Below are 25958 nucleotides of genomic sequence, written 5' to 3' on the forward strand. Positions count from 1 at the left end.
AATGCTTCGGCCGCCGCTTTTCCCAATCCCTGTGCTAGGCTGAATTGGTCAGACGCCGGGCCGAAAGGTACGGCTGACGGGATCCTGCAGCAGAGTCCGACCCTGCAGCAGCCTCCTGTCCGGCACTTCAGCAATTCCCCGGGGATTGCCAGAGCGACGGTCTTTCTCGCCTCACCTGCCTCCCCTGTCGTCTTCACAAAGGAACATCCTATGGGTCTCTCCCTGCAGCGCCGTGGCCTCCTGGCCGCTGCCTTCGCCCTCGTGGCCATCGGCAGCATCGCCGCACCGGCCCTGGCCCAGAGTAAGCCGCCCGCCTCGGTCACCTTCCCGCGCGGTTTCAAGACGCAGGAGGTCGCCGCCAACGGCACCACCATCCATGTGCGTGTCGGCGGCAAGGGTCCCGCCGTCGTGCTGCTGCACGGCTATGGCGAGACCGGCGATATGTGGGCGCCGCTGGCCGCCGAACTGGCGCGCGACCATACCGTGGTGGTGCCCGACTTGCGCGGGCTGGGGCTTTCGGCGAAGCCGAAGAACGGCTTCGACAAGAAAACGCAGGCGCATGACGTGGCCGGTGTGCTGGACAGGCTGAAGATCACCGATGCCGACCTGGTCACCCACGATATCGGCAACATGGTGGGCTATGCCTTTGCCGCGCAGTATCCGGCCCGTGTGAAGAAATTCGTGTTGATCGATGCGCCAGTGCCGGGCATCGGCCCGTGGGACGACATCCTGAAGCATCCGCTGCTGTGGCATTTCCGCTTCGGCGGCCCGGATATGGAGCGTCTGGTGAAGGGCCGCGAGCGCATTTACCTCGATCGATTCTGGAATGAGTTCTCGGCCAATCCGAAACGCTTCACCGAAGGTTCGCGCCAGCATTACGCCAGGCTTTATGCCCGGCCCGGCGCCATGCATTCAGGCTTCGCGCAGTTTGCCGCCTTCGACCAGGACGCCATTGACAACAAGGCGATGCTGGCCGCAAACGGCAAGCTGAAGATGCCGGTGCTGGCCCTAGGCGGCGAGAAGAGCTTTGGCCTGACCATGGCTGTGGTGATGCGCGCCGCGGCCGACAACGTCACCGAAGGCGTGGTGCCCGACAGCGGCCACTGGATCATGGAAGAAAATCCGAAGGCGACCGTGGCGCTGGTGCGCGGTTTCCTCGGCTAGGGGCGCTCAGGCGTCCGCGGTGGCCGCTTCCCAGCCGCCCTGCTTCGCATCGAGCGTGCCGCGCGTGATCACGCTGTCCTGCAGCGCGATATCGGCGGCGCCGAAATCCGGCTGGTCGCGCAGCTGCGCATAGAGCGGCGTGAAATCCGGCCGCGTCGCATCGAACAGCTCGTCGAAGCTGCGGATCACGAAGTAGCTCTTCTGGAAAGTGTCGATGCGGTAGCGCGTGCGCATCACGCGAATCAGGTCGAAGCGGATGCGGTTCGGCGCATTGCTGTCGAGGCAGAAGACGCTTTCGGTTTTCGATGACAGAATTCCGCTGCCGTAGATGCGCAGATCGCCGTTCTTCTGCTCGATCAGGCCGAATTCCACCGTGTACCAGTAGAGCCGCGCCAGATGATGCAGCGCGTTCAGGCCTGCCGCCTTCAGCCCGCCTTTTCCGTAGGCCTGCATGTAGTCGGCGAAGACCGGATTCATCAGCAGCGGCACATGGCCGTAGATATCGTGGAAGCAGTCGGGTTCCTGCAGGTAGTCGAGCTGGCTGCGCTTGCGGATCCACCAGGTGACCGGAAAACGGCGCGTCGCCAGATGGCCGAAAAAGATGGCGTCGGGCACCAGGCCCGGGACGCAGACGATGCGCCAGCCGGTCGCCTTCTCCAGCACATCCGACAGTCGCTCGAAATCCGGCACGCCATCCGCCGCGACGCCGAGCCCTTTCAGGCCATCCAAAAAGGCGTCGCAGGCACGGCCGGGCAGCAAAGCGGCCTGGCGGCGGAACAGGTCGCGCCACACGGCATGGTCCTCGGCCGTGTAGCGCTCCAACGGCTGGTCATGTGTGTAGTCGGCGCGGATAACCAGATCATCGTGTCGTTCTGCGAGGGCCATGGTTGACCTCCGGAATTGGGATACCCGCAAGGATATCGCACCACGGGTGCAAGAACTTTGCATCTTACGAAATAAAACCGTGATCCGCGCAATAATCTGGCAAGAAATACCACTTCATGCCAGAATGATGCATGACTGCTGATCTGGATGCCTTTGACCTGCGCCTGCTCGCCGCGCTCCAGCGCGAAGGCCGCGCGCCGAATGCGGCGCTGGCGGAAACGGTGGGCCTGAGCGCCAGCCAGGTCAGCCGCCGGCTGGCGCGGCTGGAAGCCGAGGGCGTGATCGCCGCTTATGCGGCGTTGCTGAAACCGGACGCGGTGGGCCTGAGCGTGCTAGCGTTCAGCAGCGTGTCACTGGAACGCCAGGCCGAAGCAATGGACGGCTTCGAGGCCGCGATGCTGCGCTTCCCGGAAATCCTCGAATGCTATTCGGTGACCGGCGAGCAGGACTTCGTGCTGCGCATCGTGGCGAAGGATCTCAAGGCCTTTGCCGATTTCCTCTCCAACCGACTCTTACGCGTACCCGGCGTGCGCAGCGTGCGTTCGAGCATCGTGCTGCACACGATCAAGCAGACCACGGCGCTGCCACTGCCGTAGTAACGCGTCACGCGATCAGCCGTGCAGGAAGTCCGGCGTCGCCGAGGCGATCAGCAGTTCAATGAGACCAGTCATCGCGCGCTGCACACGGGCGAAACCCGCCGACTTCACGATCTTCTCTTCATCCATGTAGAGATCGCGGTTGATCTCGAGCTGCAGGGTGAAGAAACCCTGATCACGCCGCGCATAATGCTGCGTGATATAGCCGCCAGCATAAGGCTTGTTGCGCGCAACGCCGAAACCGCAGGAGGCGAGATAGCCTTCCGCGCGGTCGACCAGCCGCGACGGGCAGGACGTGCCATGGAAATCGCCCAGTACCATATCGGCCCGACGCTGGCCGGCATCAGGCATGTTGTTACCGCCGACGCTGGGCATCGAATGGCAGTCGAGCAGCAGGGCCACGCCATGCTGCGTCCTGGCTTCGGTCAGCAGCTGCTCAAGCATGTTGTGATACGGACGCCAGCAGGTTTCGACGCGGCGCTCGGCCTCGGCGAAGGGAATCTTGCTCTTGTAGATTTCCAGCCCGCCGGCGACGACGCGTGCAATCGTACCCAGGCCGGCGCCGATCTTGCTGCTTTCGGTGACGCAGTGCGGCGGCAGCGGCGCATCGAACATGCCGGGATCGAGTTCGTAGGCCGAGCGGTTCGGATCGCAATAGGCGCGCGGGAACAGCGCCTCCAGCAGCGGCGCGCCGCGCGAAGGGCCGTCGATGTAGAGTTCGTGGATGAAGGCGTCTTCCGAGCGGCGCAGCGTGTGCGGGTCGAGTTGGCTGTAGGCCTTGAAGCTGGCCGGGTAGATGTCGCCCGAATGGGGCGAGGACAGCACCAGCGCGCTGGCGGGACCGTCAAAGCCGACATCAGCCGGCCGCGTCACGCGCAGAGGCGGATCGGCGGGAAATTCCGGGTCGGGCCGGAAAACACGGGCTTTGATCGGGGCGCTGCTTGTCATCGAGACCTGGGAAATCGGGCCGGCGCCGGAGTGTTTGGGCCGGAACTGTGACTGGGGCAATCAGGGGGAGAATATGCGGCATCCGGGGGAGGCTTGCCAACCGGCCCGTCAGCCATTAAAAGCCAGCCGGTCCGGTCGACCCCCGGACTTTCCGCCACGAAACTGCTTCGTGGCCGGTCATTGCGCGTAATGGGCGGTTAGCTCAGCGGTAGAGCACTACCTTGACATGGTAGGGGTCACAAGTTCGATCCTTGTACCGCCCACCACGCGCCTCCCCTTCCCGATCACATCACGGCCCGATCAGATCGCGGCGTCTGCCAGCCTTCAGTTCGGAAGGTTGGCGATAAAACGCTCGACCAGCGGCCCCCAGATTCTGGCGCTGTTCTGGCCGGTGATGAAGCCGTGGCCGTCGGTGCTCCAGGGCGGCAGCAGATGGAACTCTGCCTTGCCGCCGGCCGCCGTATAGCGCGCATGCATGGCGCGCGAAATCTCCGGCGCGAAGAAGCTGTCATTCTGGGTATAGATCCACAGCGTCGGTACGCGCGCGGTTTCACCATACTTGGCTGCACCGGCGAGCAGTCGGTCGGGGACGCAATTGGTGTTTGGCTGGTTGCCGGCCCAGCCGCCGCGTCCGCCGGCGAAATTGATCATGGCGATCACGCCTTTCGGGTTCTGGCTGCTGTAGGCAAGACTGCCCCAGCCACCTGCGGACTGCCCGACGATGACGGTACGGCCCGGCTGCACATACGGCAGCTTCTCCAGGTATTGCACGGCGGAGTGCATGTCTTCCGCCGCCGGCAGGCCGCCACGATAAAAATCAGGATTGCTGCAGCGGCCGTATTCTTCCAGCCATGGTCCGCTGGTTTCGCCATAGCCGCGTCGCATCGGCATCGCCACGACATAGCCGCGCGCGAGGAACCACGCGGCCGGCTCGGAGTCGCAGGCATACGGTTTCATCGCCGGACGCTGGCCGCTATTCGCTGGCGAGCCGTGATTCAGCACCATCAGCGGCGCCGGTTTGCTGTCCGGGAATTTGTCGGCTGCGGGCCGGCAGATCTGCGTCACCAATACCCAGCCCTGCGGCTTTTCCGCCAGCGACGGAATCCAGTGAATCTGCCGCCGCCAGGGTCCTTCGGCTATGCCTTTCGGACCGGGCTCGTAGGGCTGCGCCCAGGCGGGCTGCGTGTATGATCCTGCGCCAACCAGCAGCGCCAGCATGATGCAGAGCCTGATCATCGCGACCTCCTGTCATTCCCGCGCAGCCAGCGATACCATGCAACGAAGCTTGGCTTACCGCACTTTTTGCACGGATAGCGCTGCGGTGACCGAGCTTAGCAGCAGCCACCGCGAGTACATCCATATGGGTTATACGCGGAGAAAAAGCCGGAAAACCGGCTTTTTTATTTAGATAAAATTAAGCATACTGAACCGACAGTCGATGCACGCATGGCGAATTGGGGCTGCGGCGTCGAAGCAGGGGGAAGCAGAGCATGCACGAAAAGGCTGTTGCGTCGCCAACTTGCTTACAGGCGAGGCCTGAATCATGAGCCTGGAAGTGGCGATCCCGGTTGGCACCGTCTTTCTCGAAATCTCACGTTTTGTGCCCCGTGAAGCGCAGGCGCGCTGGCGCGTCGAGCGTATCGTGTCCCTGCCCAACCTGCCGGAGCATGCAGCGATCCGCAAACTTGAACCCGGCGGCGGCGAGCGCCTGATCACGCTGCAGGCGCTGGCGCAAAGCGGCAAATACGCGCGCGAAAACTAAAGAAAACCGCGCCGCGCTCGCAACGACGCGGCATTGCACGCATCCATTTCAGTCTGAGAGTGGCACGCAACTGCGCGTGACGGTGCTGCATGCGCTGGTCGCAACTGCGACCGTCTGCTCCGTGAACAGAATGTCTCTCGTTGCGGCGTGTAATCCCCATGGGCATGAAAAAACTCAAGGTTAACGGGATTTTATGTGTGCCGCGGGCCACCGGTTATGCAAACGTAACCCGTGGTAATTGCTTGTGACTCGTTATGAGTTGGGGGGAAAATCTATGCTGAGCCGTCTGCCGCTCACTACAAAAATCGCACTCGTCACTGCTGTCCTGATCGTGTTGACGGCACTCGGTGTTGGCGGCGGAGCCGTCATGCAGATCCGCAGCGAGATCGCCAACCAGGTGATCGACCGCCAGAACAATAGCCTGCGCACACTTGCCGTCTTGGTGAAGAAGGGTTTCCCCGATACCAAGTTCGAGATCGATGCACAGGGCCGCGTCGGCCGCGTGACCATGACCGCGATCCCCGATTTCACCGAACACGACATGATTGACGAAGTCGGCAAGGTGACCGGCGAGACCGCAACATTGTTCCGCTGGCAGGATGCCGAGCAGGATTTCTTCCGCAAGACCACCAACATCATCAATGCCGAGGGCAAGCGTGCCGTCGGCACGCCGCTGGGCAAGGCCAGCGCGGCCTATGGGCCGGTGACCCAGGGCCGCACCTATCTGGGCGAGGCGGTGATCCTGGGCAAGCCGTATTACACGGTCTATCACCCGGTCTACGATCCGGCCGGCAAGATCATCGGCATACTCTACGCTGGCGTGCTGAAGACCAATATCGAAGCCTTCGTCGACAAGATTAACTGGCAGGTGATGCTGGCTGGCGTGATCTCCGTGCTGGTCGGCGTAATCATCGCCATCGTCGTCACCCGCAAGCTGCTGCGGCCGCTGGGCGAGATCGCCGGCTGGACCGAGCGACTGGCGCAATACGAACTGAATGTCGAGATCGGCCATCGCGAACGCCGCGACGAAATCGGCACGCTGGCGCGCGCGGTGGACGAACTGCGCAAGACCTCGGTGGTTGCGGCGCAGGCTGAAAGTGGCCTGGAAAATGCCTCAACCAACGTGCTGATCGTCGATGGCAACGGCACCATCGTCTATGTCAACAAGGGCATGCAGGCGGTGGTGACAGACCTCGCCGGCGAGATCGGCAAGTCGGCCACTGACTTCGACGGCCAGAACGCGGTCGGCCAGCAGATCAGCATTTTTCCCGGCCTCGATCAGGCGGCACTCGCACGCCTGACCGGTTCGCATCGTGACCGTCTCACCGTCGGCGGTCGCATTTTCGATCTGATCGCCAATCCGGCGCTGAACAAACGCGGCGAGCGCGTCGGCACCGTGGTGGAATGGGCCGACCGCACCGAGGAAGTGCGGCTGGGCAACGAAGTGGTCGCCCTGGTGCAGAGCGCCAGCGACAACGGTTTTGCCGACCGCATCGACCTCGCCGGCAAGTCCGGTTTCATCCGCGCGCTCAGCGAAGCAATCAATACGATGTCCGACAAATGCCAGGCGATGACCGGCGAGATCGCACAGGTGATCGGCGCGATGGCGCAGGGCGACCTGACCAGGCGTCTGACCAAGGACTATCCGGGCATCTTCGGCCAGCTCAAGACCGGTGCGAATGCGCTGTCGGAACGCCTGCGCGATTTCGCCGGCCGGCTGTCTGATACCTCGCGCACGGTGCGCGACGCTTCGGCGGAAATTTCAACCGGCAGCCAGGACCTGGCCAGCCGCACGGAATCGCAGGCGGCTTCGATCGAAGAGACCGCTGCCTCGATGCATGAGATCACCACCACGGTGCGGCAGAATGCGGATAACGCGCAGGCAGCCAACCAGCTGGCGGTCGCCGCGCGCGACACCGCCGAAAAGGGCGGCAGCGTGGTGGCCGATGCAGTGTCGGCCGTGACGCAGATCGAGGCGAGCGCGCAGAAGATCAGCGACATCGTCGGGCTGATCGACGAGATCGCCTTCCAGACCAACCTGCTGGCCCTCAATGCCAGCGTCGAAGCGGCGCGGGCCGGTGAAGCCGGCAAGGGCTTTGCCGTGGTGGCGCAGGAAGTGCGCGCCCTGGCGCAGCGGTCGGCCAATGCGTCGAAGGACATCAAGGCGCTGATCAACGAGTCGAATGCGCAAGTCAAGACCGGCGCGGCACTGGTCAACCAGACCGGCGGCTCGCTGACCGACATCGTCAACGCCATCAAGAAAGTGAGCGACATCGTCGCCGAGATCGCTGCCGCTTCGCGCGAGCAGGCCACCGGCCTCGACCAGGTGAACACGGCTGTCGGCAGCATGGACGAAATGACCCAGCGCAACGGCGCCCTGGTCGAGCAAACCTCGGCCTCGGCCCAGGCGCTGGCCAATCAGGGCCGCCAGCTGGCCGATCTGGTCGGCTTCTTCAAACTGGACGGCAGCAGTGGCGGTATGCCGATGTCTGCTGCGCCGGCGTCGCGGCCGGCGCCAGCCACGGCTGCGTCGCCACCTGCTGCATCGGCACCCCGGGCAACGCCGCCCGCGCCAAAACCGGCCGCTGCCGCTGCCGCGCCCCGGCCGACCCCGGCAGCCGCGCCGAAGCCTGCGCCGGCTCCGGCTGCAAAATCAGCCGCGTCGGACGACGACTGGCAGGAATTCTGAGCCGGCCGAACATCCGGCCGTCTGCGAGACGATCGCTGTGAATGACAGCTATCTGGAGATTCCCGCCATCGAACTCATCCTCCGAGGCCTTCAGGAGATACGACGGTGACGAGCGGCTTCGCGCGCCTGTCACCGCCCTGAAACAACAACGGGCATAACGCCCAAATAAACATCAGCGGCCGCGCCCTGCTATAATACTTCTAGGTGTGCTTTAACCATTATTCGCCGCTGAACGCTTCACCTTCGGCGGCGAATAGAGGGTTGCACCTGTCATTATGCGGAGGCAGTGTGTGTTGAGTGGGGTTATGAGGGGGAGCGCAAGAATGCGTTTCGGTATTCGTCAGAAACTTTTTCTGGCTGTTGGTGTGATTGCCGCCATGGCGGTGGTCTCGAGCTTGATCTCGTTCGGATTCTTCGGCCAGGTGCGCAGCGCTCTCGGCCTCGTCACTGACCGCAGCCTTCCTGCCGTCACCGCGGCTTTGACATTGTCGGCGCAGAGCGCCGATGTCGCGGCCTCGGCGCCCGCGCTGGCCTACGCCACCAACGATGCCGAGCGCACCACCGCCATCTCCGTGCTGAACGGCAAGCTGGCGCAGATCAAGCGCACGCTGGACGAGGTGAAGGCTACCGACGCACCTGAAACGCTGCGTCGTGAAGCCGAAGACTCCTTCAGCCGTCTGGCCGATGCGATGGAGCGTATCGAGAGCGCCGTGAAGGAGCGGCTGGCGCTCAGCGCCAAGCGGCAGGCCCTGACCAAGACGCTGACTGACAACCATGCCAATTTCCTGTTCCTCGCCCAGCCGGCGGTGGACCAGGCGGTGATGGACATGACGATGGAGTTCGAGCTGGTGTCGCGCGCCACCGGCGCCGGTGCATCGGAAATGATCCAGAGCATCCTCGACAAGCAGGTGGCTGGTGCCCGCGCCATCCAGGATCTTGTCGCCAAGACCAATCTGAGCGTCGGCATGCTGGCGGTCGCGGCCCAGGCCGACAGCCCGGAATCGGTCGAACTGATCCAGGTCGACAACATCAATACAAAGGCCGAAATGCTGCGCGGCCTCGATACCGTGCTGGCGATTTATCCCAACAAGGAAATCGAGGACATGGTGAACGGCATCGCCGCCGTCAGCGAGGGCGAGAACGGCCTGTTCTCCACCCGCCTGATGGAACTGGCGGCCACACGGCAGGCGTTGGCGGCGCTGAGCGAGGGCCGTTCGGCGACGCTCGGGCTATCCGATGCCGTCGACCAGCTGGTCGCCTCGGCGCGCAAGGATGCCGTCGGGTCGTCGCAGGCCTCGATCTCCGCCATCAACATCGCGCAGACCGTGATGGCCGTGATCGCGCTCTTCTGCCTGATCGCCGCCATCGGCATCGGCTGGCTCTATATCGGCCGCCGCGTGATCGATCCGATCGTCGCCACCACCGACACGATGGGCCGGCTGGCCAACCGCGACTGGAGCGCGCAGGTGATCGGCACGGATCGTGGTGACGAGATCGGCGACATGGCGCGCGCCGTGCAGGTCTTCAAGGATCAGGGCCAGGAATCCCAGCAACTGCAGGAGCAGATCGAGGCCGACCGCATCCGCTTCGAGACCGAACGCAAAGCGCAGGAAGGCCTGCTGAAGAGCGCGGTGGGCGAGATTGTCGCCGCCGCAAATGCCGGCGACCTGCAGCGCCGCATCGACACCAGCCGCATCGAAGGCGTGATGCGCGAGCTGGGCGAAGGCGTCAACACACTGCTCGGCACCATGGAGCGCGTGCTCGGCGACCTCGGCGATATGCTGCACAAACTGGCCGATGGCGACCTGACGCATCGCATCCGCAGCCAGTATCAGGGTCTGTTCGCCGACCTGGCCGGCGATGCCAATCAGGTCAGCGACCGCCTGTCGGATACCATGAAGAAGCTGGCTGAATCGGCAGCCCTGGTCCGGGACGCTTCGGCGGAGATTTCGACCGGCAGCCAGGATCTGGCGCAGCGCACGGAGAGCCAGGCCGCGGCACTTGAGCAGACGGCGGCCTCGATGCACGAGGTGACGGCCACCGTGAAGCAGAATGCCGACAACGCGCAGGCGGCCAACCAGCTGGCGGTGGCGGCCCGCGACACCGCCGAGAAGGGCGGCAGCGTGGTGGCCGACGCGGTCACGGCGGTGACCCAGATCGAGGACAGCGCGCGCAAGATCAGTGACATCGTCGGACTGATCGACGAGATCGCCTTCCAGACCAACCTTCTCGCCCTCAACGCAAGCGTTGAGGCAGCGAGGGCAGGCGAGGCCGGCAAGGGCTTTGCCGTGGTGGCGCAGGAAGTGCGCGCGCTGGCGCAGCGTTCGGCCAATGCCAGCCGGGAGATCAAGGGCCTGATCCAGGCCTCCAACACGCAGGTGAAGACGGGTGCGGCCCTGGTGAACCAGACCGGCGCGGCGCTGGCCGAGATCGTGACTTCGGTGAAGAAGGTGTCGGATATCGTGGCCGAGATCGCCGCTGCCAGCAGCGAACAGGCGCGTGGTCTGGAAGAGGTCAACGGCGCGGTGGTGAACATGGACGAGATGACGCAGCGCAACGGGGCGCTGGTCGAACAGACCAACGCCTCCGCCCAGGCCATGGCAAACCAGGCGCGGCAGCTGGCCGAGCTGGTCGGGCATTTCCGCGTCGATGGCGATGCCTCGACACTGGCTGCCAATGACAGCGAGCTGGAAGACGCTGCCGACTGATCGGCACGGCATACCCACTCAAAAGAAAAGCCCGGCCCGGGAATAGCTTCTGGCCGGGCTTTTTTTATTCATTGTTTTTGTCCTCGCCGCGAAGGCGGGGGCCCAGTCTTACTAACTTCTGGATTCCCGCTTTCGCAGGAATGACGTTTTATACCTTATTCCGCTTTTTCTGTGCCGCCGCATCCATCGCCTCGGCCAGCGCCAGATTCTCGTCGCCGCCGAGACGGCGCAGATGGGCGATCACGCCATCGACATCGGGCAGCGGACGGTTCTGGCTCAGCTTGAACTTGCCTTCCAGCTTCGTCACCGGAATTTCGATGCCGACGATGCCACGCACCATGCCGGCGAAGAAGCTCTCCGGTTCATCGTCGAGCTGCCAGCCATCGGGGCCTTCATAGATCTTCGACAGCCGGTCGACGATGCCGCGCAGCTCGGTCGCATCGCGGCTGACGCGGGCGCGGCCATAGGCATGCACCACCATGTAATTCCAGGTCGGCACCGCCGGCTTCTTGGCATACCAGTTCGGCGACACATAACCATGCGGGCCCTGGAAGATGCAGAGCACCTCCTGCCCGTCCAGTGTCGCGATCTGGGTGTTGGCCGCTGCCAGATGGCAGACCAGCGTGCCATGCTCGCCACCAGTCTTATTGCTTCCTGGGCGGTCGAGCAGGAAGGGTACATGGCTGGCGATCATCTCGGCCCCGCTCCCCGAAATGAGCAGACCGAAGGCATGCCCCTCGATCAGGTCGAACAGGCGATCACGGTCCGATTGTGCGAAATGGGCAGGGATATACATGGCGGGGCTCGGGGCGGTCGGCTCGGATTGCAGGGCTGGTCATGGCTGGAATACGGCGGGTCCGGCTTGGCTGCAACCACAGAATTGCACCCCTCTTGTCCCTGCCGCCGCGGAGACGGTCTGGTGTCTGCGTCGTCGTCCGGTTATGAATAGCGCGGATTTCAAAGGACTGCGCACTTGGTATTCAGTTCCGCCATTTTCATTTACGTCTTCCTGCCGCTGACGCTTCTGGGGTTCTACTTTCTGTCCCGCCGTGCCGGCATGGTTGCCGGCAGCCTGTGGCTGATCGCGGCCTCGCTGGTCTTCTACGCGCACTGGAAACCGGCCCATCTCGGGCTGCTCGCCGCCTCGACTCTCGGCAACTACCTGATCGGACGGTGGATGCAGCTGTGGCCGGCGCAAAGCCGCCGCCTGCTGGTGTTCGGCGTTGCCGGCAACCTTGCCCTGCTGGGCTACTATAAATATGCCTTCTTCCTCTGCGGCCAGGTGCTGGCGCTGCCGCTCGAGTCCTGCGGCAGGCTGTCGGGTGATCTGCCGCTGGCGATCTCCTTCTTCACCTTCACGCAGATCGCCTTTCTGGTCGATGTCGCGCATCGCAACGTCGCCGCACTGTCGCTGCAGCGCTACAGCCTTTTTGTCACCTTCTTCCCGCATCTGATCGCCGGACCGATCGTGCATTACCATGCACTGGCGCCGCAATTCGAGGATGGCGGGCGCTTCCGCATCACCGCCGAAAATCTCGCCGTCGGGGGCGCCATCTTCACCATCGGACTGTTCAAGAAAGCGGTGCTGGCTGACCGTTTCGGCGCCGTCGCCTCGCCGATCTTCGCGATTGCCGATGGCACTGGCACAGTGTCGACGCCGGCAGCCTGGATCGGCGCCGGGGCTTACACCCTGCAGATTTATTTTGATTTTTCGGGTTACAGCGACATGGCGATCGGGCTGGCGCGCATGTTCGGCATCGCTTTCCCGGAGAATTTCAACTCACCTTACAAGGCAACCAGCCTGATCGATTTCTGGCGGCGCTGGCATATGACACTGTCGCAGTTCCTGCGCGATTACCTCTATATTCCGCTGGGCGGCAACCGGCATGGAGGCTGGCGCCGCTACCTCAACCTGATGATCACCATGCTGCTGGGGGGCCTGTGGCATGGCGCCAACTGGACCTTCCTGGTCTGGGGCGGGCTGCATGGCCTGGGATTGGTACTCAACAACCTCTGGCGCCAGCTGTACCGGCCGGCAACACCGCCCGGCCGCGTTTATATGGTGGGCTGCTGGCTTGTCACCATACTGTTCGTCATGCTGTGCTGGGTCTGTTTCCGCGCCAGCAGCCTGGACACCGCCGTAAAGATCTACAGCGCCATGATAGGCCTCAATCCCGATGGCGGAACACTGCCGCCGCAACCGCCGCATATGTATCTGCTCATGCTGGCCGGCGTAGTGGTCTGCCTGTGGCTGCCGAACCGGCAGAGCTGCTTTGCAGCCACTGTCACCGGCGGCAAACTGTTCCAGCTGCTGCGTTTCCGCAGCGACCTGATCTATACCGCCGTGATCGCCCTCATGCTGATCGCGTCGCTCGTCTCGGTGTTCCGCAATGCCTCGCCTGAATTTCTCTATTTTGACTTCTGAGCGGCCGCTGCGGCTGCTGGCATGGGGGATCGGTGCCACATGGCTGGCGATGCTCCTGATCACCAACAGTCATGTGCCCGCGGCAATCCGGCATGACCCCTTCGGCCTGTGGAGCGACAGTGGGCCAAGACGCATCTATACCGATGAGCGGGCGTCGAAATACCTCCTCGCCAAACGGTATGTACCCGAGAATTTCGATGGCGTCCTGATGGGTCCTTCATACTCGGCCAATATCGATCCGGGCCATATCGAAGGAACGCGCCTGTACAATCTGTCGATCAACGGTGGCAATGCCTATGAGCTGAAACATGTCTTTGAGCCGGCGGCCAGCAGCGGTCGACTGAAATACCTTGTGCTCTGCCTGCACCCGTATATCGTCAAGGAGAGTGGCTTCAAGACGAAGACTTTTGGCACTACCTACCTGGAACTGGCGCTGCTTTCGCGGCAGGCCGGACGGATTGCCGCTGCTGCGAGCAGCGGCAGATCCATGGAACAGCCCGACATCTTTGCCCGCAGCGAGGCGGGCTGGCACGACTTCGATCAGGTCAAGGATCTCGAACAAATAGATTTTCGCGCCCGTGTCGCAGGCATGGCGCGGAATGTACCGGGCAGCCAGTCATTTCACGTCGATCCCCGTGGCGTCCAGGATGTGCGCGACATCGTCGCACTGGCGCGCAGCAACAACATCCGCGTCTTCGCCTTTTACTTCCCAAACGACATATGGTCATTCGAGGCCATCTACCGATCGGGCTGGGATGCGTTCCGCCGCGACATGGATGCCATCTTCGGCCCCGAAGATGTGGTCTGGGACATGAATACGCCGGACTACGATTTTATCCGGGCTAACCTCGATGCCTATTCGGATGGCCATCTCAACCGTACCGGCGCCCGGTTGACCGCCAAAGTGCTGCAGGACAGGCTGGCGGCCCATCAGGCCGGATCTGCGCCGTCGACGCGCTGACATTCCTGCTTATAAGCCCAACCGGCATTCTACTAGCGGTTATGCGAGACACGCTGAGAAGCTACTCGTGCAACTTCACCGGGACTTTCGATTCAACCCGGGCTCTTAACATGCTAGAAAGATTCAAAAATACGCTTTGAGATGCAGACCACAGAAGACAGCTTGCCCGATGATTTGAAGACCCTGCTTGCGCTGTGGCGCATGCAGGCAGGCACGCGCCGGTTTCCGTCGCGTGAGTCTTTTGACGGCCGCACCCTGATGCCCTGGGCCGGCCGGCTGCATCTGATCGAGATGCTGGAGGACGGCGACTTCTACTTCCACCGCTTTTCGCCGATCAGCGCCGCACGGCTTGGCCTCGACATGACCGGCCAGCGCCTGTCAGCCACCGTGCTGGACGAGCGCGCGACCATGACGACGAGTGGCTATCGCCGGTGTTTGTCACTGGCACGGCCGGTCTGCGACCAGATCGCGGCGACGTTTGGTGACGGCAGGCACCACACGCCCTATGACCGCCTGATGCTCCCGCTGGGCAGCAACGACCGGCCGAACTTCCTGCTGGTCGGACTATGGTTCCATCCGGCCGACATCCCGCCCGACAATCACAAGGCGCGGATATAGCCGAGGAAACTGCGCACCTGGCCGCCGAGCCGGGTGGTCTGGCCTTTGAGGCCATCGACCGCAGCGCCAACGTCATTCGCAGCCCGCTCCGCCGTGCCGGCTGCGTCGCTGATGTCGCGCATGCTGACAGATACGCTTTCGATACTGGCGGCGGCATCCTGGATGTTGTCGTTGATATGCGCCGTGGCATCCGCCTGTTCCTGCACGCTGCCGGCGATCTGGCCGATGCGCTCGTCCAGCGTGGCGGCCTGTTCACGAATCACCGCGATGGCGGCAATGGTGTGATCGGAGGCACGCTGGATCGCGCCGATCTGGTCTGCGATGCTTTTGGCCGCCTCGGCAGTCTTCTGCGCCAGATTGCGCACCTCGGTGGCGACCACGGCAAAGCCTTTGCCGGCTTCGCCTGCCCGCGCGGCCTCGACGCTGGCATTGAGCGACAGCAGGTTGGTCTGGAAGGCCACCGCCTTGATGAACTCCACCACCTCGTCGATCTTGCGGTTGGCGATCGCCAGCTGCTGCACGGCCTGGTCGGCGCGCGCCACTTCCTGCGTCACGGCCGAACTGGCGCCACGTGACTCGCGCACCTGCCGGTCGATCTCGGCGACACTGGCATTCAGCTCTTCCGCCGCGGAGGCCACGGCTTGCGCATTCGCCGCCGCCTGTTCGGCGGCCTGCGACACTGAGGCGGCCTGATCGCGCACCGCGCCGACTTCGCCGGCCATGGTGACAGCATTGTCCTGCAACGTCTGGGTGGAAACTTCAACAGCCTCCATCACCGAAGTGACGTCGCGTTCGAACTGGTCGGCCAGCGCGGCGCGTTCCTCGCGCGCCGTCTGTTCCATGGCGACACGCTGCTCGGCCATCTGGCGTTCCAGCGCGGCGGCCGCTTCGGCCTTGGTCTGCATTGCGGCGCGCGCGCTGTTGATCACCTCGGCACCGCGACGGAAGTCGCCCACCATGCCGCGCAGCAGGAAAGCGCGATAATATTTGCCTTCGGCGGCATGGGTGAGCGAGGCGCCGGCTTCGCGGATGAAGGCATCGGTGCGATCGAGCAGGCGGTTGAGCGAACGCAGCACGGGCGCCTGCGCGCCATAGACTTCAGGATCGGTGATACGAACCGAGAAATCGCCCGACGCCGCGCGATCGCAAACGGTACTGAGGGTTTCGAGCGCTTGCTGACGCTGACCGGGACCAAACAGACTCATGGGACTAACTCTTTCTTGTCTGGACAGTGCGCCGTCACGTCGCCAGCGCGAACACGAACTCGTCGTAACTCTGCCCGCGGTCGGCCAGCAGCTTTTGCAACAGGGCGACACCGGCAGCCTGACCCTGCTTGCGGTCGGCATGACGGCGCTCCTCCTCGAGCAAGGCCTGATAGAGCGGCGCGATCTGCCTGATGGCGGCGGCATCGGGCCGGCGACGATTGGAATGATAGCCTTCGATACGCCCGGCCTTGTCGTAGCTTGGCGTGACATGAGCGAGCACCCAGTAGTAGTCGCCGCTTTTCGCCAGATTCTTCACATAGGCAAAGATCTCACGACCATCGGTGATGACATCCCACAGCAGCTGAAACACACAGCGCGGCATATCGGGATGGCGCAGGATGCTGTGCGGCTGACCGATCAGCTCACGTTCGGCATACTGGCCGACCCGGCAGAACACGTCGTTGGCATACAGGATGCGGCCCTTGGTGTCGGTCTTGGATACGATGATCTCGTCGTCGCCGAATATGCGTTCGGTCTGGGTCGGAGTTGGGCGAAGCATGATACTGGGCGGCCTTGAGATTGGTCCGGGGGGAATTGTGGTGGGTCGATATCGATCAACGGCCAGTTTTGTAGCAATCCGCCCGGTGGGCCGAGTTGATCTATCTCAAAGGCAGCAGCAGATGGCACCGCCACAAACCGATGCAGGCCGTGGCGATGCCACGGTGCAGACCGAAAAATGCCGGTAAGCAGGGATAAACAGGCTGCGGATGGTGCCGGCGGAGGGACTCGAACCCCCGACCTCGACTTTACGAAAGTCTTGCTCTACCAGCTGAGCTACGCCGGCACGGCGCCCGTTCGGTGCGGCCCCGGAGATATTCCGAATATGCCCGAGCTGGTTGACCCGGCCGGACCGCGCGCGGAAAATACGGCCCGGCCGGCGGCTTGGCAAGCCGCAAGATCGGCCAAAATTACCGCCGCCGGCCAAGCACTTGCTCTTGGGGGGCACCGGGCGGCGAGGTTGGGGTTCGGGACAGGTTTTCGGGGGTAAGTCGCATCATGGCCGCCGCTTATACGCTTTACGGCAGTTTCCTTTCGGCCCCGACCTACAAGGTCGGGCTGATGTTCGCGCTCTGCGGACTGGACTTCGACTACCGCCATATCGACCTGGCCAAGGGCCAGCACAAGAGCCCCGACTTCCTCAAGATCAACCGCTACGGCCAGGTTCCGGCCATCGTGCATCGCGGCTTCAACATGTGCCAGGCCAACACGATCCTGGAATATATCGCCGAGCAGACCGGAAAATTCGCGCCCGCCAACGCGGAAGATCGCCAGCGCATCCGCGAATGGCTGGTCTGGGAAAGCGACCGGCTCGAACCCGGCATCAACCGCTCGCGCTTTTTCGAGCGCTTCGCCAAGCCTGACCAGGCCGTGGTGGACTATCACCGCAAATGGGCCGAGATGGGCCTGGAAGTGCTGAACGACCTGCTGGACGGCAAACAGGTGCTGGTCGGCACGCAGCCGACCATCGCCGATATCGCCGTCTTCGGCGTGGTGGCGCATATGGCGGAAGCTAAATTCGATGTCACCGCCTGGCCGCATGTGAAAGCCTGGTGGGATCGCATCGCGGCACTGCCGGGCTTCAAACTGCCCTACGACCTGCTGCCCCGGACGGACAAGGACGCGGCGTAGCCTTTTTCGCGGGCGGTTACTCCGCCGCCTGCAGATACATCCGTGGCTCGTTGCTTTGCGGCACGCCATTGTGCTGGACGTCACCGCGCAGCGATTCAACCACATGCTCCAGTTCGGTCGCCTGACCCTGCAGCTGCTGGGCGCCGGCGCGAGTCTGTTCCACCATCGCCGCATTGCGCTGGGTCGTCTCGTCGATGCTGGTGACCGCCGTGTTGATCTGATCGAGCGCGTTGGCCTGCTCGCGGCTCGCGGACGAGATTTCCGCGATGATGCCACCAACCTGCGAAATCGAGGCGACGATATTCTGCAGTGCCGTGGCGGCCCGCCCCACCAGCTCGGCGCCATGGCGCACCTCGCCGTTCGATTTCTGGATCAGGCCCTTGATGTCCTTCGAGGCATTCGCCGAGCGCTGGGCCAGCGCGCGCACTTCCTGCGCCACCACGGCAAAGCCCTTGCCGGCTTCGCCGGCGCGGGCGGCCTCGACACTGGCATTGAGCGCCAGCAGGTTGGTCTGGAAGGCGATCTCGTCGATCAGGCCGACGATCGTGCTGATCTGCTCGGCCGACTGTTCCAGCGCACCCATCGCCGACGTCACCTCGCTCATGATCCGGCCGCCGTCGTTGGCGGCAGCGGTGGCTTCGGTGGCACGCTGGTTGGCGGTATTGGCGTTTTCCGAATTCTGTCGCACCGTCTGCGTCACTTCATGCATGGTGGCGGCAGTCTCTTCCACCGTGGCGGCCTGGCTTTCGGTGCGCTGCGCCAGATCTATGCTGGCGGTCATGATCTCGTTCGACGCCGAGGTGATGGTGGTGGAGACCGCCATGATGGCGCGAATCGCCAGGGCCTGAGCCGTGATGTCGGTGGCGAATTTCACCACCTTGAACGGCTTGCCGTTCATGTCGCGGATCGGGTTGTAGCTGGCCTGAATCCAGATTTCCCGGCCAGCCTTGCCGACGCGCTTGTACTGGCCGGCATCGTAGTCGCCGCGACCGAGCTTGGTCCAGAAGGCACGATACTCGGCCGTGTTGGCCTCGGCCGGTTCGACGAACATGCGGTGATGCTGGCCCTTCACCTCGGCAAGGTTGTAGCCCAGCGTGTCGAGGAAATTCTGGTTGGCATCAAGGATATTGCCCTGCAGGTCGAACTCGATCACGGCCTGCGATTTGCCGATGGCGTCAATCTGGCCTGCGTAATTGGCGTTGGCCATTTTCTGCGCGGTGATGTCGGTGGCGAATTTCACCACCTTGAACGGCTTGCCGTTCATGTCGCGGATCGGATTGTAGCTGGCCTGAATCCAGATTTCCCGGCCGCCTTTGCCAAAGCGCTTGTACTGGCCGGCATCGTATTCGCCACGGCCGAGTTTGTCCCAGAAGGTGCGATAGTCGACACCGGCGGCTTCGGCGGGATCGACGAACATGCGGTGATGCTGGCCCTTCACCTCGTCGAACCGGTAACCCATGGCATCGAGGAAATTCTGGTTGGCCGTCAGGATATTGCCCTGCAGGTCGAACTCGATCACGGCCATCGCCTTGCTGATCGCGGCGATCTGGCCTTCGAAATTGGCGTTGGCGGCCACCTGCGCGGTGACGTCAGTGGCGAACTTCACCACCCTGGACGGCTTGCCCAGCGCATTCAGGATCGGATTGTAGCTGGCCTGGATCCAGACATCCTTGCCGGTCTTGGTAATGCGGCGGTACTGGCCGGCATCGTATTCGCCGCGCGACAGCTTGTCCCAGAAGGCGCGATACTCCGCACTCTGCGCGTAGGCCGGATCGACAAAGATGCGGTGATGCCTGCCCTTGATCTCGGCCAGGCTGTAGCCAAGCGTCTTCAGGAAATTTTCGTTGGCATCGAGAATGTTGCCATGCAGATCGAATTCGATCACCGCCATCGAGCGACCGATCGCAGATTCCATGCCGTTCTTACCAAAGATCGCCATGTTCATACTCCTCCTGCAGTTTCCCGCTTTTTTGGCCAAATGCCCATATGGGCTATTTTGACGCAGGCACCGATAGAGGTTGAGTGAAAATCTGATTACCCGCCGCAGTAATCCAAATACATGTGTAGGCAATCGGGCGCGGACCGCATGGGCTGGATATGCGGATTTTATGGTGGTTACTGGATTGCCCTACTGACGCTGCGTTGACAGCAGCGGCCGGGCCGGGGCAGCGAGCGGCAAAGCTTCGCCAAGCCGGGTCGGATCGAGCGTGTCGAAACTGCCACAGGCCGCGCAAAGCAGGGTCCAGTCAGCAGCACCATTGCCGCAATGGCCGCATTGCCAGGGCGCATGCCGGCCGGCGATGCCATGCCAGTGATCGGCCGCCGCCGCATCGCCTTCACTGTCTTCCGCCAGCTTCGCCAGCAGACGCGCTGCCCAGGCACCGCCCGACAGTCCCGCCCTGTTGAGCGCTGCGCGCGCCACGGTGAAGTCGCGGATCTGCAGCGCGGCAGCAGCCAGCAGCAGCTGGCTCGCCACTTCCGGCTTGCGCTCGGCAACGAACTCTTCCGCCCTGGCCATCAAAGTCTCGGCCGGCGTCGCACGCTGCAGCATCAGCCAGGCCTCGGCCAGCGCTTCCGATGGCATGCGCGCAAAGGCGCGCTTGAGATGGAAGGCGGCGGCCTCCCGCGCATTGTGATGATCCGCCGCGCGCGCCATCAGCACCGGCGGCGCCGGATGATCGGGCAGGACTTTCGCGGCACGTTCGGCCCATTGCCGCGCCATGCGCTGGTCGTTGCGTGCCAGCGCAGCCTGTGCCTCGGCCAGATCGAGCCGCGCCGACAACGCCGTGGCAGCGTCACGCGTGACGGCTTTCTTCTTGCGCGCGAGTTCGAGCCGCTTGCGCGCGGCGTCCCAGTCGCCGGCTTCGACCAGCAGCTGCAGCTCGGCCTCGGCGGCAAAGGGCGATGACGGCCTCAAGCGCGAGGCGCGCTGCGCCTGCTGCAGCGCGTCCGCGCGATCGCCCGTGCGACGTGCGTCAGCCAAAAGCCCGCGCGTGCCGAGAAACGCCGTGCCGGGATCCTGGCTGAGCGCCAGGTAAGCCTCATGCGCCAGCGCCGCATCACCCTTCAGTTGCGCCGCATGCGCCACCAGCAGGCGCGACAGCGCCGGATCGTCGAGCTGCTTGCGTGCCTTGTCGGCCAGGCTGAGCGCGCGGTCGGCTTCACCAGCGGCGACCGCCACCATGCCGGCGGCGAAATTGGCATAGCCCTTCTGCTGGCGCTTCAGCCGGCGGCGTTGCGGCAGGGCCGCGGCCCAGGCCAGCACCCAGGTCAGCATGAAGGCGCCAAGCCCGAGCAGCAGAAGCCCGAGCGCCAGCAGCGGCGCCGGCGCTGCGATCTCATAGCCGAACCAGGTGATGGCGACGCGGCCCGGCTGGTCGGCGATCCAGGCCGCCGCGCCAGCCAGCGCCATCAGCGCGATCAGAACCAGCGCGCCGCGCAGCAGACGCATCATGTCACTGTACCGTCAGATGCGCGCGCAAAGCCGCGCCATAAGCATCCAGAGCCGCATCCAGCTTCAATCGCGCCTGCGCCTGCTCGCGCCATTCGGTCAGTGGACCCACCAGAGTCAGCCCATCGAGGTCTGCGACCGCCGCTTTCAGATCGCCCTGCGCCAGCGCGGCAGCTGCGAGATCGAGCCGGCCATCGATGGTGGCGGCATCGGGTGCGCCGGTGCGGCGGATGCTGACCAGGCCGCTCAGCTTGTCGACCGCGCGCTGCCACCAGGCCTTGTCGGTTGCGGCCGTGGCATCCGCCGTTGCTGGCGTGGCGCGCTGCTGTTCAGCCAGTGCAGCAAACCGCGCGGCAAGCGCTGCCGTCGACGGCGCCGGCTGTTCGGCGAAAGGCTGCAGACCGGCAAAGGCGGTTTTCAGGTTGCCGCCCTGCGCCTCGGCATAAGCGCCCAGTGCGGTGGCTTCGCGCGGGAAGCTTTCGCCGCGGCGGGCATGTTCGCGCAGCTCGCTCCAGCCGATCAGCTGCACCAGCGGCTCGCGCAAACTCGACAGGCGCGCCTCGCTCAGCGCTGTCATGCGTCCTTGCAACTCTGCGACCTGGCTTTGCAGCGCTGCACGCTGCGTCGCCGAGGTTTCCAGGGCGGCGCGCAGCGCCAGCACCTGCTGCTCGATCTCATGCAGCTTCTGCGGATCGACAGCGTTCGCTGCCGGCAGCTGCTGCAGCCGTTCCAGGCTGGCGGTCAGGCTGGAGAAGCGGCTTTCAAGCTGGTCGAGCCGGGCATCGCGCGTCGACATCGGCACGACGGATGGCGCGGGGGTCGGCGCTGCGGCCGAAGGCGCCGGCGTCGGTGCCGGTTCTCCAGCGCGCGGTGCAGCGGATGATGGCGCAACACTGCCCAGCAGATCGTCCAGCCGGCCACTGACCGCGAAATGATAGCCGATGGCAATGGCCACCGAGAGCACCACGGCGGCGAGCAGATAAAGCACGATGCGCAGGTTGCGGCCCGATCCGCTGCCGGCATTGCCGATCGGTTCGGCCTCGGCGTCGATGATCTTTTCCTGCGGCTTCTCGCTCATCAGAACTCCGTCACTGAAGCAGCGCGACCAGATCGGCCTCGCCGGGACTCTGCGCCACCTTCACGTCCCGCCAGGGCAGGACGGAGGCTTCGCGCGCGACATTGTCGCTCAGGCACCAGGCGGTGGCTACCGCCGCGCCGCCGGCAATGCCGGCCGCCTGTGCTAAATTAACAAATGTTGCCGCCGTGCGGGGAGAGAAAAACAGCACGCCGTCATAGCCTTTCGCCGCGAAACGCGCGGCCACCGCAGGCGGCAGTTGAATCGCCGTCTCGGCATCGTAGAGCACCGCGCGGCGCACGTCATAGCCATCCTGTTGCAACATGGCCTGCAGATCGCCGGCCCGGGCCGAGCCGGCCGCATGCAGTAACGCTCCAGCCGCGCGGGAGTGCCGTGCGCGCACCATTTGCGCCAGCAGATCGACATCACCGCCCGCCGCCTCGACCCGGGTGAAGCCAGCCGCCTTTGCTGCCAGCGCACTGGCGGGACCGACGGCGTAGACGATGAAATCCCGCTGTGGCTCGGCATCGGCAAAGGCGCGCACGCCATTGGCCGAGGTGAACAGCAAAGCCGTGACGCCATCCAGCGCCGCCCGCAGCCCGTCGCCGGCATCATGTTTCTGCCGGATCGCCAGCATGGGCGCGGCATCGACAACATGGCCCATCGCCTGCAGCCTGTCACGCAAGCTTTGCGATTCTGCCTCGGGCCGTGTCAGCAGCAGCTGCATTATTCTTTGAAGAAATCCGGACCGATGCGGCTTTTCAGTTCCGCGCCGGCATCCTGGCCCATGCTCACGCCGTCGCGCGCATTGCCGCGGCGCTCGATCTCGATCAGCTCGCTGCCATCGGGCCGCGCGATGGCCCCGCGCAGGCGCATGCCGACGCCGTCGAGTTCGGCCAGCGCGGCAATCGGCGTGCGGCAGGAGCCATCCAGTACGGCGAGCAGCGCACGCTCGGCTTCGACGCGCATGCGCGTCGCGGCGTCATCCAATGGTTTCAGATAGGCCATCACCCGCGCATCGCCCTGGCGGCATTCAATGCCGATGGCGCCTTGTGCCACGGCGGGCAGCATCTCGTCGGTCTGCAGCACGCGCATGCCCGGCGGCGCGATCTTCAGGCGATTGAGACCGGCCATGGCAAGGAAAGTGGCGGCAACGTCGCCGGCTGCCAGCTTGCGCAAACGGGTCTGCACATTGCCACGGAAGGTGACGACCTTGAGGTCGGGCCGCCGCGCCAGCAAAAATGCTTTCCGCCGCAGCGACGCCGTGCCCACGGTGGCGGCCTGCGGAATCTCGGCGAGATTCATCGGTTCTATTGCCAGCAGCACGTCGCGCACATCCTCGCGCGGCAGATAGGCGCCCATCATCAGCCCGGCGGGCAAGGCCGTCGGCATGTCCTTCATCGAATGCACGGCGAGGTCGATTTCGCCGCTCAGCAGCGCGTCCTCGATCTCCTTGGTGAACAGCCCCTTGCCGCCGGCCTCGGCCAGCGCGCGGTCCTGGATCTGGTCGCCGGTGGTCTTGATCACCCGGATGGCGATCTGGTCTTCGCGCAAGCCCGGATGCGCTCTGAGCAGCCGGTCACGGGTCTCATGCGCCTGGGCCAGCGCCAGCGGCGAGCCGCGCGTACCGATGCCGAGTACGGGCTTTTCCGGCTTCACTTGCTGGCTTGGCGTCATAATGTTAAGGCCTACTCGATTGATAGTCTGACGGAGCGGATGATCTGACGATGCGCGTGCTCGGCATCGAAACCAGTTGCGACGAAACCGCCTGCGCCGTGGTTACGGATGCAGCCGACCCGTCGCGCCGCATCCTCAGTCATAGCCTGTTCTCGCAAATGAGGGAACACGCGCCCTATGGCGGCGTGGTGCCCGAAATCGCCTCCCGCGCCCATATCGAGCATCTGGACGGGCTGGTGGCCGAGGCACTGGCCGAGGCCGGGCTGGAGCTGGCCGATCTGGATGCCATCGCCGCCACCGCCGGGCCCGGCCTGATCGGCGGCGTCATGGTTGGTCTGATGACCGCCAAGGCGCTGGCCTATGCGAGCGGCAAGCCGCTCATTGCGGTGAATCACCTGGAGGGCCATGCGCTCTCGGTGCGGATCAGCGATGACGTGCCCTTCCCGTATCTCCTGCTGCTGGTCTCGGGCGGGCACTGCCAGTTCCTGATCGTGGAAGGCGTCGGCCGCTATCAGCGCCTCGGCACCACCATCGACGACGCGGCCGGCGAGGCGTTTGACAAGACCGCGAAACTGCTCGGCCTTGGCTATCCCGGCGGGCCGGCCATCGAACGCATTGCGAAACAGGGCGATGCCGCGCGCTTCAGCCTGCCGCTGCCGCTGAAAGGCAAGCCGGGCTGCGATTTCAGCTTCTCCGGTCTCAAGACTGCCGTGCGGCTGGCGCTCGAAAGCTGCGGACCGTCTCCCTCTGAACGGGACAAGGCCGATCTCGCCGCCAGTTTCCAGCAGACCGTCATGGCGGTGATCCTGGACCGCGCCCGGAATGCCATCGCACTGTTCGATGCGGCGCATGGTGCCGCAGGCAAACATTTCGTCGTCGCCGGCGGTGTTGCGGCCAATGCGACCCTGCGCGCAGGGCTGGTCGATCTCGCCGCCGACCACGGCATGCGCTTCACCGCACCGCCGATGAAGCTCTGTACGGATAATGGCGCGATGATCGCCTGGGCTGGCCTCGAACGCTTTCGTCTCGGCATGATCGATGATCTTGAAGCACCGGCCCGCGCGCGCTGGCCGCTGGATACGCTGGCCGCTCCGAAACCCTATGCCGGAGTCAAAGCATGAAGCGCATCGGCGTCATAGGCGGCGGTGCCTGGGGCACGGCGCTGGCGGCACTCAGCGCTGAACAAGGCGACACGATCCTGTGGGCGCGCAATGCCGATGTGGTCGACAGCATCAACACCGCACATGCCAATCCGCTTTACCTGCCCGATGTGAAACTGCCGGCAGCCCTGAAGGCAACCGGCGATCTGGCCGCGCTGCAGGACTGCGATGCGCTGGTGCTGGCCGTGCCGGCGCAGACCTTGCGCACATTCGCCGAGGCGATCCGCATGGCTCTGCCGCTGAACGCGCCCATCGTGATTGCCGCCAAGGGCATCGAGATCAGCACCGGGCTATTGCCGAGCGACGTGCTGCACGAACTGCTGCCGGGCCGGGTGCTGGCAATTTTAAGTGGGCCGAATTTCGCCAGCGAAGTCGCACGTGGCTTGCCGGCTGCCAGCACGCTGGCCTGCGCCGATGAGGCTTTGGGTGCGGCGCTGGTACAGCGCCTCGGCCGGCCGACCTTCCGGCCGTATCTGTCGGATGACGTGACCGGCGCGCAGATCGGCGGCGCAGTCAAAAACGTGCTGGCGATTGCCTGCGGTATCGTGATCGGGCGTAAGCTGGGCGACAATGCGCGCGCCGCGCTGATCACGCGCGGCCTGGCGGAAATGTCGCGGCTCGGTCTCGCGCTCGGCGCAAAACGCGAAACCCTGATGGGCCTGTCGGGCCTCGGCGATCTGGTGCTGACCTGCTCTGGCACGCAGTCGCGCAATCTCTCGCTCGGCATTGCGCTCGGCGAAGGCAACACGCTTGAGCAGATCATGGGCACGCGCCGCACGGTGGCGGAAGGCGTGCATACTGCGCGCGCCATCGAGGCACTGGCCGGCAAGCACGGCGTCGATATGCCGATCTGTGCGGCGATCGACGCTGTGCTGCACAAATCCAGGGAAATCGACGATACGCTGGCGGCGTTGCTCGCCAGACCCTTCAAGACCGAGGCATGAC

22 protein-coding genes and 2 tRNA genes are annotated in these 25958 nt (G+C 64.2%); 12 read left to right on the plus strand and 12 right to left on the minus strand.

Going from position 1 to position 25958, the window contains the following annotated elements; all coding sequences use genetic code 11:
* The first annotated feature begins 210 nt into the window (after positions 1-210).
* Positions 211-1164 carry an alpha/beta fold hydrolase gene (locus FNB15_RS05805; protein WP_144067800.1) on the plus strand — a complete coding sequence of 318 codons (954 nt, stop codon included), beginning with the start codon at positions 211-213 and terminating at the stop codon, positions 1162-1164.
* 6 nt (positions 1165-1170) lie between these two features.
* Here FNB15_RS05805 and phhA read toward each other — a convergent pair whose 3' ends face one another.
* Positions 1171-2049, minus strand: coding sequence for a phenylalanine 4-monooxygenase (phhA, locus tag FNB15_RS05810; RefSeq protein WP_246068802.1), 879 nt, complete (start codon positions 2047-2049; stop codon positions 1171-1173).
* 131 nt (positions 2050-2180) lie between these two features.
* Between phhA and FNB15_RS05815 the strand changes: the two genes are divergently transcribed.
* Complete coding sequence (locus tag FNB15_RS05815; protein WP_144067802.1) at positions 2181-2645, plus strand: Lrp/AsnC family transcriptional regulator; 465 nt, start codon at positions 2181-2183, stop codon at positions 2643-2645.
* Positions 2646-2660: 15 nt separating this feature from the next.
* On the opposite strand, the gene FNB15_RS05820 is transcribed toward FNB15_RS05815, so the two are convergent.
* Positions 2661-3593 (minus strand): N-formylglutamate amidohydrolase, encoded by a 933-nt coding sequence (locus tag FNB15_RS05820; protein WP_144067803.1) that lies wholly within the window; start codon positions 3591-3593, stop codon positions 2661-2663.
* Between the two features lie 191 nt (positions 3594-3784).
* Between FNB15_RS05820 and FNB15_RS05825 the strand changes: the two genes are divergently transcribed.
* A tRNA-Val gene (locus FNB15_RS05825) sits at positions 3785-3859 on the plus strand.
* 58 nt (positions 3860-3917) lie between these two features.
* Here FNB15_RS05825 and FNB15_RS05830 read toward each other — a convergent pair.
* Entirely contained in the window at positions 3918-4829 is a 912-nt protein-coding gene (locus tag FNB15_RS05830) for an alpha/beta hydrolase family protein (protein ID WP_144067804.1), read from the minus strand.
* Positions 4830-5136: 307 nt separating this feature from the next.
* Between FNB15_RS05830 and FNB15_RS05835 the strand changes: the two genes are divergently transcribed.
* The 3 genes from FNB15_RS05835 (at position 5137) to FNB15_RS05845 (ending at position 10752) form a co-directional block, all read left to right on the plus strand.
* A complete protein-coding gene (locus FNB15_RS05835) occupies positions 5137-5355 on the plus strand; it encodes a hypothetical protein (RefSeq protein ID WP_144067805.1) in 219 nt (72 codons plus the stop codon).
* A 274-nt stretch (positions 5356-5629) separates the two neighbouring features.
* Positions 5630-8044: a methyl-accepting chemotaxis protein gene (locus FNB15_RS21460; RefSeq protein ID WP_144067806.1), complete on the plus strand. Its 2415-nt coding sequence runs from the start codon at positions 5630-5632 to the stop codon at positions 8042-8044.
* Between the two features lie 323 nt (positions 8045-8367).
* Positions 8368-10752: a methyl-accepting chemotaxis protein gene (locus tag FNB15_RS05845; protein WP_185973733.1), complete on the plus strand. Its 2385-nt coding sequence runs from the start codon at positions 8368-8370 to the stop codon at positions 10750-10752.
* A 148-nt stretch (positions 10753-10900) separates the two neighbouring features.
* Here the strand turns inward: FNB15_RS05845 and FNB15_RS05850 are convergent, their stop codons facing one another.
* Positions 10901-11548, minus strand: coding sequence for an FMN-binding negative transcriptional regulator (locus tag FNB15_RS05850; protein WP_144067808.1), 648 nt, complete (start codon positions 11546-11548; stop codon positions 10901-10903).
* 177 nt (positions 11549-11725) lie between these two features.
* On the opposite strand from FNB15_RS05850, the gene FNB15_RS05855 reads away from it, so the two are divergent.
* The 3 genes from FNB15_RS05855 (at position 11726) to FNB15_RS05865 (ending at position 14756) form a co-directional block, all read left to right on the plus strand.
* Positions 11726-13177 carry an MBOAT family O-acyltransferase gene (locus tag FNB15_RS05855; protein ID WP_144067809.1) on the plus strand — a complete coding sequence of 484 codons (1452 nt, stop codon included), beginning with the start codon at positions 11726-11728 and terminating at the stop codon, positions 13175-13177.
* A complete protein-coding gene (locus FNB15_RS05860; RefSeq protein WP_144067810.1) occupies positions 13143-14138 on the plus strand; it encodes a hypothetical protein in 996 nt (331 codons plus the stop codon). The genes FNB15_RS05855 and FNB15_RS05860 overlap by 35 nt, the downstream gene beginning before the upstream one ends.
* A 141-nt stretch (positions 14139-14279) precedes the next feature.
* Positions 14280-14756, plus strand: coding sequence for a hypothetical protein (locus tag FNB15_RS05865; RefSeq protein ID WP_144067811.1), 477 nt, complete (start codon positions 14280-14282; stop codon positions 14754-14756).
* Here the strand turns inward: FNB15_RS05865 and FNB15_RS05870 are convergent.
* The 3 genes from FNB15_RS05870 to FNB15_RS05880 form a co-directional block, all read right to left on the minus strand.
* The gene (locus tag FNB15_RS05870; protein WP_185973734.1) at positions 14738-15961 is read right to left on the minus strand and encodes a methyl-accepting chemotaxis protein; all 1224 of its coding nucleotides are present in this window, start codon (positions 15959-15961) and stop codon (positions 14738-14740) included. The two genes, FNB15_RS05865 and FNB15_RS05870, sit on opposite strands and share 19 nt — an antisense overlap.
* Positions 15962-15995: 34 nt before the next feature.
* Positions 15996-16520: a PAS domain-containing protein gene (locus FNB15_RS05875; protein WP_144067813.1), complete on the minus strand. Its 525-nt coding sequence runs from the start codon at positions 16518-16520 to the stop codon at positions 15996-15998.
* Positions 16521-16729: 209 nt separating this feature from the next.
* Positions 16730-16805: transfer RNA gene (locus tag FNB15_RS05880), tRNA-Thr, on the minus strand.
* 212 nt (positions 16806-17017) lie between these two features.
* On the opposite strand from FNB15_RS05880, the gene FNB15_RS05885 reads away from it, so the two are divergent.
* Positions 17018-17650 carry a glutathione S-transferase family protein gene (locus FNB15_RS05885; RefSeq protein ID WP_144067814.1) on the plus strand — a complete coding sequence of 211 codons (633 nt, stop codon included), beginning with the start codon at positions 17018-17020 and terminating at the stop codon, positions 17648-17650.
* A 16-nt stretch (positions 17651-17666) separates the two neighbouring features.
* Here the strand turns inward: FNB15_RS05885 and FNB15_RS05890 are convergent, their stop codons facing one another.
* From FNB15_RS05890 to hemC, 5 genes are all read right to left on the minus strand, one after another.
* Positions 17667-19589: a methyl-accepting chemotaxis protein gene (locus FNB15_RS05890; RefSeq protein ID WP_246068803.1), complete on the minus strand. Its 1923-nt coding sequence runs from the start codon at positions 19587-19589 to the stop codon at positions 17667-17669.
* 189 nt (positions 19590-19778) lie between these two features.
* Positions 19779-21104: a heme biosynthesis HemY N-terminal domain-containing protein gene (locus FNB15_RS05895; protein WP_144067816.1), complete on the minus strand. Its 1326-nt coding sequence runs from the start codon at positions 21102-21104 to the stop codon at positions 19779-19781.
* Between the two features lies 1 nt (position 21105).
* Positions 21106-22179: a hypothetical protein gene (locus tag FNB15_RS05900; RefSeq protein ID WP_144067817.1), complete on the minus strand. Its 1074-nt coding sequence runs from the start codon at positions 22177-22179 to the stop codon at positions 21106-21108.
* A 10-nt stretch (positions 22180-22189) separates the two neighbouring features.
* Complete coding sequence (locus FNB15_RS05905; protein ID WP_144067818.1) at positions 22190-22903, minus strand: uroporphyrinogen-III synthase; 714 nt, start codon at positions 22901-22903, stop codon at positions 22190-22192.
* Positions 22903-23853 carry a hydroxymethylbilane synthase gene (gene hemC / locus FNB15_RS05910; RefSeq protein WP_144067819.1) on the minus strand — a complete coding sequence of 317 codons (951 nt, stop codon included), beginning with the start codon at positions 23851-23853 and terminating at the stop codon, positions 22903-22905. The genes FNB15_RS05905 and hemC overlap by 1 nt, the downstream gene beginning before the upstream one ends.
* Before the next feature lie 50 nt (positions 23854-23903).
* Here hemC and tsaD point away from each other — a divergent pair, with 50 nt between their 5' ends.
* Positions 23904-24974: a tRNA (adenosine(37)-N6)-threonylcarbamoyltransferase complex transferase subunit TsaD gene (gene tsaD / locus FNB15_RS05915; protein ID WP_144067820.1), complete on the plus strand. Its 1071-nt coding sequence runs from the start codon at positions 23904-23906 to the stop codon at positions 24972-24974.
* Positions 24971-25957, plus strand: coding sequence for an NAD(P)H-dependent glycerol-3-phosphate dehydrogenase (locus FNB15_RS05920; protein ID WP_144067821.1), 987 nt, complete (start codon positions 24971-24973; stop codon positions 25955-25957). The genes tsaD and FNB15_RS05920 overlap by 4 nt, the downstream gene beginning before the upstream one ends.
* The last annotated feature ends 1 nt before the right edge of the window (position 25958 follow it).

Source organism: Ferrovibrio terrae, from assembly GCF_007197755.1.
In the GTDB taxonomy this organism is placed as follows: domain Bacteria; phylum Pseudomonadota; class Alphaproteobacteria; order Ferrovibrionales; family Ferrovibrionaceae; genus Ferrovibrio; species Ferrovibrio terrae.